General features: G+C 49.9%; 8 protein-coding genes. 5 read left to right on the top strand and 3 right to left on the bottom strand.

Annotated elements, in window-relative coordinates:
- Positions 1-49 precede the first annotated feature (49 nt).
- Positions 50-1,048, top strand: coding sequence for a transposase (locus GT355_RS17840; protein ID WP_160135845.1), 999 nt, complete (start codon positions 50-52; stop codon positions 1,046-1,048).
- A gap of 655 nt (positions 1,049-1,703) precedes the next feature.
- Here the strand turns inward: GT355_RS17840 and GT355_RS17835 are convergent.
- Together GT355_RS17835 and GT355_RS18420 are read right to left on the bottom strand one after the other, a co-directional pair.
- The gene (locus GT355_RS17835; protein WP_160135844.1) at positions 1,704-1,925 is read right to left on the bottom strand and encodes a hypothetical protein; all 222 of its coding nucleotides are present in this window, start codon (positions 1,923-1,925) and stop codon (positions 1,704-1,706) included.
- Positions 1,926-2,742: 817 nt separating this feature from the next.
- Entirely contained in the window at positions 2,743-3,345 is a 603-nt protein-coding gene (locus tag GT355_RS18420; protein WP_240145894.1) for a hypothetical protein, read from the bottom strand.
- A gap of 175 nt (positions 3,346-3,520) precedes the next feature.
- Here GT355_RS18420 and GT355_RS17825 point away from each other — a divergent pair, with 175 nt between their 5' ends.
- Together GT355_RS17825 and GT355_RS17820 are read left to right on the top strand one after the other, a co-directional pair.
- On the top strand, positions 3,521-4,015 hold the full coding sequence (locus GT355_RS17825) for a hypothetical protein (protein ID WP_160135843.1): 495 nt from the start codon (positions 3,521-3,523) through the stop codon (positions 4,013-4,015).
- A gap of 30 nt (positions 4,016-4,045) precedes the next feature.
- Entirely contained in the window at positions 4,046-4,375 is a 330-nt protein-coding gene (locus tag GT355_RS17820) for a hypothetical protein (RefSeq protein WP_160135842.1), read from the top strand.
- 7 nt (positions 4,376-4,382) lie between these two features.
- Here the strand turns inward: GT355_RS17820 and GT355_RS17815 are convergent, their stop codons facing one another.
- Positions 4,383-4,676, bottom strand: coding sequence for a hypothetical protein (locus tag GT355_RS17815; RefSeq protein WP_160135841.1), 294 nt, complete (start codon positions 4,674-4,676; stop codon positions 4,383-4,385).
- Positions 4,677-4,768: 92 nt separating this feature from the next.
- Between GT355_RS17815 and GT355_RS17810 the strand changes: the two genes are divergently transcribed.
- Both GT355_RS17810 and GT355_RS17805 read left to right on the top strand, forming a co-directional pair.
- Positions 4,769-5,053 (top strand): hypothetical protein, encoded by a 285-nt coding sequence (locus tag GT355_RS17810; RefSeq protein ID WP_160135840.1) that lies wholly within the window; start codon positions 4,769-4,771, stop codon positions 5,051-5,053.
- Complete coding sequence (locus tag GT355_RS17805) at positions 5,046-5,465, top strand: PIN domain-containing protein (protein ID WP_160135839.1); 420 nt, start codon at positions 5,046-5,048, stop codon at positions 5,463-5,465. The genes GT355_RS17810 and GT355_RS17805 overlap by 8 nt, the downstream gene beginning before the upstream one ends.
- Positions 5,466-5,629 lie beyond the last annotated feature (164 nt).

Here is a 5,629-nt window from a genome sequence, read left to right as displayed (position 1 = left end):
GAGCGTGTCATAGAAAGCATCACGTGCAGGGTTGCAGGGCGTTGGAAGTGTGTCCAGCAAAGCCAACGCCCTGCAAAACGTAGCTTCAGTCGACGACTTCTTGAATGTCGCGGCGACCGAGACAGTACCGCTGTTTGAATACCTATCCTTCGGATTTCTGCTGGAGTACGACGTGTTCGCCCCCTGCAAGCGGGGGCGAACACGAGTCCATGAGCCACCGGAGCTCTTCCGAGGCTTTCTCCACTGCTACTACGAGGACGTCTACGGCACTCGTCCCGTCGCACGCGAACTCCAGAAGCCGCTGGTCTGGCTCAGCTGTGGCTTCGATCGACCGCCGTCGAGAGACGCGGTCGATCGCTTCCTCACCGACCTCGAACACGTCGTTGACGATGTGTTTGACCACCTCGTCGAGCAGGCCGCTATTCGGGGCCTGCTCGACTCTACGTACCGAATCGATTCGACTCACGTCGAAGCGATTCGGTGGAACGACGACGCCTCGTGGAACTACGACTCAACCGCTGAAGAGCACTACTACGGCTTCGGCTGTACGATCGTCTCGGCGGGGGCAAAGATTCCCATCGCAGCGGAGTTCACGCCAGCAAAGCAAGCACCAGAGGAAACGGCGATGCGCGTCACACGTGACGCGCTCGCCGTCGAACACCCGATCTGGATGATTGGCGACAGTGCGTACGACACGCTGGAGTGGCACGACCACCTGCTGGAAGCAGGGGTCGTGCCGATCGCCCCGTACAACCCACGAAATACCGACGATCCGCTCGATATCGAGTACCGGATCGAAGACCTCATCGAAAATCACAGCGAGGACGTTCAGCTCAAACGCTCAATCTTAGACGAGACGTACAACCGCCGGACACAGGTCGAACGAACAAATGATGCGGTCAAGGACTGCGGCCTCGGGCCCGTCCGTGCCCGAGGCCGCGTTCACGCACGAGCGCAGGTGTTCCTCGCGCTGTGCCTCCGAGTAGTCGTCGCGATCACCAATGATGAACGAGGAGACAACCCCGGCCGCGAGATACTCACTGCATGAGACGGTTTCTATGACACGCTCTTCAATATACAGCATATACTGTAGAATCCTACCCTCCGAAGCTAGCTAAAGGGGAAGCATCCTATCTGGTCACGTCTCTTTGCTCATGGGCATTACATCGACGCAGCTAGACTTCTCGGCGGACTGAGTACCCTCCGAGAGGTAGACATCTCACTTCTCTCAGAAACCTCTCACAAAGCAAACTAAGGGCATACACTCTAAACAGGACTCAGTGCCTGCTGATGGTACTTCAGTTCCCTCCACGATACATACCCCTCATCTCAGTTTCCTTCCCTAGCAGCGTTGTATGAGTCACTGTTATCCGACCCTATAGAGCAATGTAGTGGTGGATGCTGATGCGGTCATATCCAATGCTGTTCAGTTATCGCGGTGGCTGTAAAGAGAAGTATCAGCAGAGAAGTGTATTCTGTCTAACAAAGTTTTTCACACTTTACAAAGCAGCATATAGGTTAGTTTGGAACTACCCTCTGCCCCACAAGGGGGCTATCGGGTAGTTCCCTGTATGCAGTGTTATTCCAGTTAGAAGGTGGTTTAGAGAAGTAGGCTTCGAGGAAAGGGATCTTCGAGGGGACAGGACTGGGAGGGTGGAGTTCCCTTTCTCATCGGGGGGAGAGACTTGTGAGATTCATTCCCTTCACCACTCGGGGGCCTGAGTCACGTCTAGACTCTGTTGTTCATCGTCATGATAGATGACTGAGACGTATTCAGATTCGTTGATGATGGCTCTTTCTTCTCTGCGAGCCTCAATCCATTCACCAAAGTCCTGGTCGGGAGGTATCTGGCTTTCCCTAACGGTAATGAAGTCATCAGCGATCAACCCCTCATCATCCAACTGGAATATCTGAGCACGTTGCATAACTAATTCATCCACATCCCGATCCTAGAGTGTTGGGGGTGAATGTAGCTTATCTAACATACCTCGAAGCTACCCGATTAGTGATACATCTTCTAAAGGAAACTGATAGGTAAGGTCACTGACTCTATGAGAGTTCTGTTCACAAGTTTCTTTCACTGCTCAGAGTATGCAACGACTGAGTTACTTACCCTTTTCAGAATAAGGACGAGTAAACTACTGTTGATTAATCAACCTTTCTCAGAGGGATGTACCCACCATCATGTACCTCTCTAAAGGCCCCCTATCATGATTTCTGACATGAGTAGGTTCCCTTCCCCAAAATACAGGGGTCGCTGTAAGTCCTCTCCGTGGCCCAAATTATTCTCTCCACATTACTATGAGCCACCATCGTATTGGATTTCATCGACATTCACACCCACCAACAGGTCCATGATTTGAAACGACCATGCATTGCGGGCGCGTGAGTATGGCGATTAATCCACGGAGGGAGTGGATTTCCCTCCCTCAAAGGCGGGGGTTTCATGCCGAGGATGGGTCTGCACGAAGATGATTATGCCATTAGAGAGCATGAGAATGGACTCAGTAAGAATCTTACCTAACATTGGAACGACTCTCTGATTAGACGTTAGGTAAGAAGGGGACTCACTGACACCTGTCGTCAGGAATCTGAGCTAACCGAGTGACCTGCTACTAGCAACAACAGCAACAACAGGCAGTTTACTCACCAGTAATGGACAGTTGCTAACACATCCTACCTCACTGGATGATTTAGTTCGTGTTAAGGTTTCTATGTGTTATGCAACTTTCTGACGGGGTATCACCCTGTGGCTGCTGACGACGAATGTTGGTCGGGTTGAATCAGCATCCACCCATGCCGCTTTGTCTTCGAGAACACTATCTTCCCCTTCGTCAACTGTTCAACTTTCTTACAAGCCCTATAGACCTGCCTCCAAGCGAGTGATTCCCCTGTTGCAGTTTCAATCAGATTCTTGAGATTATCCCGAACAGTCCTACCCTTCGGAGCTTTCTTCGACCAGGAAGACCAATTCTTCATCACAGCTGCAGCACGAGTGACGGATGCAGTTACTTGCACTCCTACGGGATCGTCCTTCTTGTCGTCGGCAATTTGCTCTAATGGCGTAGAATCGTCTTGAGCGGGTGCATCTTCCTTCCCCGAACCCTTGGGGTTATTACCCCCCAACTGGGCTTCAAGTTCATCAATACGGCTATGAGCGGCATCTCTCGCTAGTTCCACCCTCTCCACCCTGTCGAGTAGATCAATAACTATCTGTTTCAGCGGGTTCTCATCAGAAACGTTGCTCAATACCTCATCAACCTGAGTCGTGCCGATGGATTCTTTATCGGCGGGTGTGTTGGCTGTCATTGAAGGTCGCTCCTTCCCGACGGTAGCCCCGTCCATCGTGGGAAGGGTGGTCCAACACCCTTCTCGCATTCATGCTCCACGAACGACTGAGCTACATCTCTCTGCAGCGTCCCTTGTCATAAAACCACCTGCCAAAGATACGCAGGTATGAGTTATCTGAGCAACATGACTTCACCGTACCTTTGTTCTATAGATTCATAGGGTTGGGCACATGGCAAATACCGTCCTTGTCGCATTTGGATTGTTGGTAGATGCATTGGGAGCTTTGTCCATTGCAGTCCCAGATTTACCTCTCAGACAGCAACGATTGATGCATAAAGTGTCTGTTCCTCTATGGCCGTACTTCCGTAAAAGAAGGACTCTGGATGAGATTGAGGGGACAGATAATCTTGAAGAGATAAAGCGAATTCTTCGAGCCATATGGCCGTCTATACGCCGTTCTCGGAATTACAATAATCATCTGTATTTGGGTGAATTCGAAGAACAAGACTTCTGGAGACCCAATGACCCTTCCCTACCAGGCACTGTATCGGCTTCCAATGCAATAGTTGTGTTTAAAAATCAGAGTGAAGAATTGTACGACCATGCAACAATTTCTAGTCTCAAGGACAATATTACACAGCACATCAACGCACAATACCGTGTATGGGGATGGCGCTCACTAGCAACAGGGTTCTGCATACAGCTTATTGCACAATTTCTCTAGGAGCTGCATAACACTGATAATCTCACGCTGATGAGTGTCCTCATCATCATGCCTCGACTCACTGTAACTCTCTCGGATGAACGTGCCGAGAAAGTGGCTGAAATGGCTGAGAAAGACGAGTATGAGAGTAAATCAGAGGTGATTAACTACTTCATCAGCATGGGAGAGGATGCTGCTGAAATACAGTCTGAGAACGAACGTCTACAACGAGAGAAGCGTACCCTCATCGAGCAGCGGGAAGATAACCGTGAATTAGTAGCATGGGCAGAAGATCACCGCTCTCTGCTTGAAGATGAGTATGAACGCCGAAATGCGCCTCTCTGGAAGCGTCTACGATGGTTTGTCTACGGAAAGAAGTAAACAGCTACTATGGCTTCTCCGCTCTTCGATAGTATGTATTTCCTGAGTACTCTGCATGTTCTTCGTCAATTACTCTCGCCTCAGCTACTTCTTTGTCTATGAGCAGCTCTAGCATAGAATCGACAAAAACCATGACTATCATTGATTGAATTGCTTCGTCCTCGCCTATCTCAAATAGTTCGTTGGTTATCTCTATCGGCGAATACGCCTTCGGATACCCTTCATCTAAGAAGTTGTAGACTTCGCTGAGCCAAGGTTTCCCTGAGATTCCTGCTTCCCATATCTCTTCTGAAATTGGCATATTCCGTCTTTGAGATTGTGAGTGATAAAATGCGTGTGCTGATTTCACCACGGTGTTTATCTGGGAGGCATGTCTACCACCAAGAGATACCTATGTCGACGGCAGGGCTACCGTTCGACGCGGAGCTAGTCTCTCGGGAGCTTGAGCAGTCCAGTGAAGAGCGCAAGGAAGAGATCGCTGACAGCGTCTTTCACATGCTATCCGTACAACCCTCAAAGGATACTTCTGATGTTCCTGACTTACTCGACATGAAGGGATTTCTTGAGGAGGAAGAAAGTGAGAGCAAGCGCCCTGGGACGAGAGCCCTGAAAGAAAGTCGTGATCTGGATGAGGAGAAGGATGATGAACTGATGAGCCGACTCTCACTAGATGAGTAGGAGGCTAGGCACGGTAGTTTTCGATACTGAGCCAATGATCGCTTATTTCTTCAATGAGGATGGGAGTGACGAGGTCGAGAAGGAGCTACAAAGCGTGAGAGACGGTGCTACTGGGGTCATGTCCGTTGTGAACCTAACTGAAGTATTCTACTTGGTTGCAAATATGCGTAGTGTCTCAAAGGCTAAGAAGTGTGTTCAGTCGATTAGGGAATTCGGCATAGAGATCGTGGAGTGCATGCCGACCTGGGAGACTGCAGCCATGATTAAGCATACGTACTCTATCGCCTTGGGAGACTCCTATGCAGTTGCTGCAGCAGATGAACGGAATGGTACACTCATTGTTGGTGCTGATGACGACTTCGATGAGGTGACAGAAGTTCCAATCAGTCGCTTTCGTACTGAAGCAGCATAGCCACCAATATTCAATAGAGCGTGTCATAGAAAGCATCACGTGCAGGGTTGCAGGGCGTTGGAAGTGTGTCCAGCAAAGCCAACGCCCTGCAAAACGTAGCTTCAGTCGACGACTTCTTGAATGTCGCGGCGACCGAGACAGTACCGCTGTTTGAATACCTATCC

It is taken from the genome of Halococcus salsus (assembly GCF_009900715.1).
GTDB lineage: Archaea > Halobacteriota > Halobacteria > Halobacteriales > Halococcaceae > Halococcus > Halococcus salsus.
Note: the sequence above shows the minus strand (reverse complement) of the source record. Positions and strands in the feature narration are given on the sequence as shown.

Bases quoted from the DNA above. Each gene is read 5' to 3' on its own strand.
- GT355_RS17835 (WP_160135844.1), bottom strand. From the start codon at position 1,925: ATGCAACGTGCTCAGATATTCCAGTTGGATGATGAGGGGTTGATCGCT.
- GT355_RS18420 (WP_240145894.1), bottom strand. From the start codon at position 3,345: ATGGACGGGGCTACCGTCGGGAAGGAGCGACCTTCAATGACAGCCAAC.
- GT355_RS17825 (WP_160135843.1), top strand. From the start codon at position 3,521: ATGGCAAATACCGTCCTTGTCGCATTTGGATTGTTGGTAGATGCATTG.
- GT355_RS17820 (WP_160135842.1), top strand. From the start codon at position 4,046: ATGAGTGTCCTCATCATCATGCCTCGACTCACTGTAACTCTCTCGGAT.
- GT355_RS17815 (WP_160135841.1), bottom strand. From the start codon at position 4,676: ATGCCAATTTCAGAAGAGATATGGGAAGCAGGAATCTCAGGGAAACCT.
- GT355_RS17810 (WP_160135840.1), top strand. From the start codon at position 4,769: ATGTCGACGGCAGGGCTACCGTTCGACGCGGAGCTAGTCTCTCGGGAG.
- GT355_RS17805 (WP_160135839.1), top strand. From the start codon at position 5,046: ATGAGTAGGAGGCTAGGCACGGTAGTTTTCGATACTGAGCCAATGATC.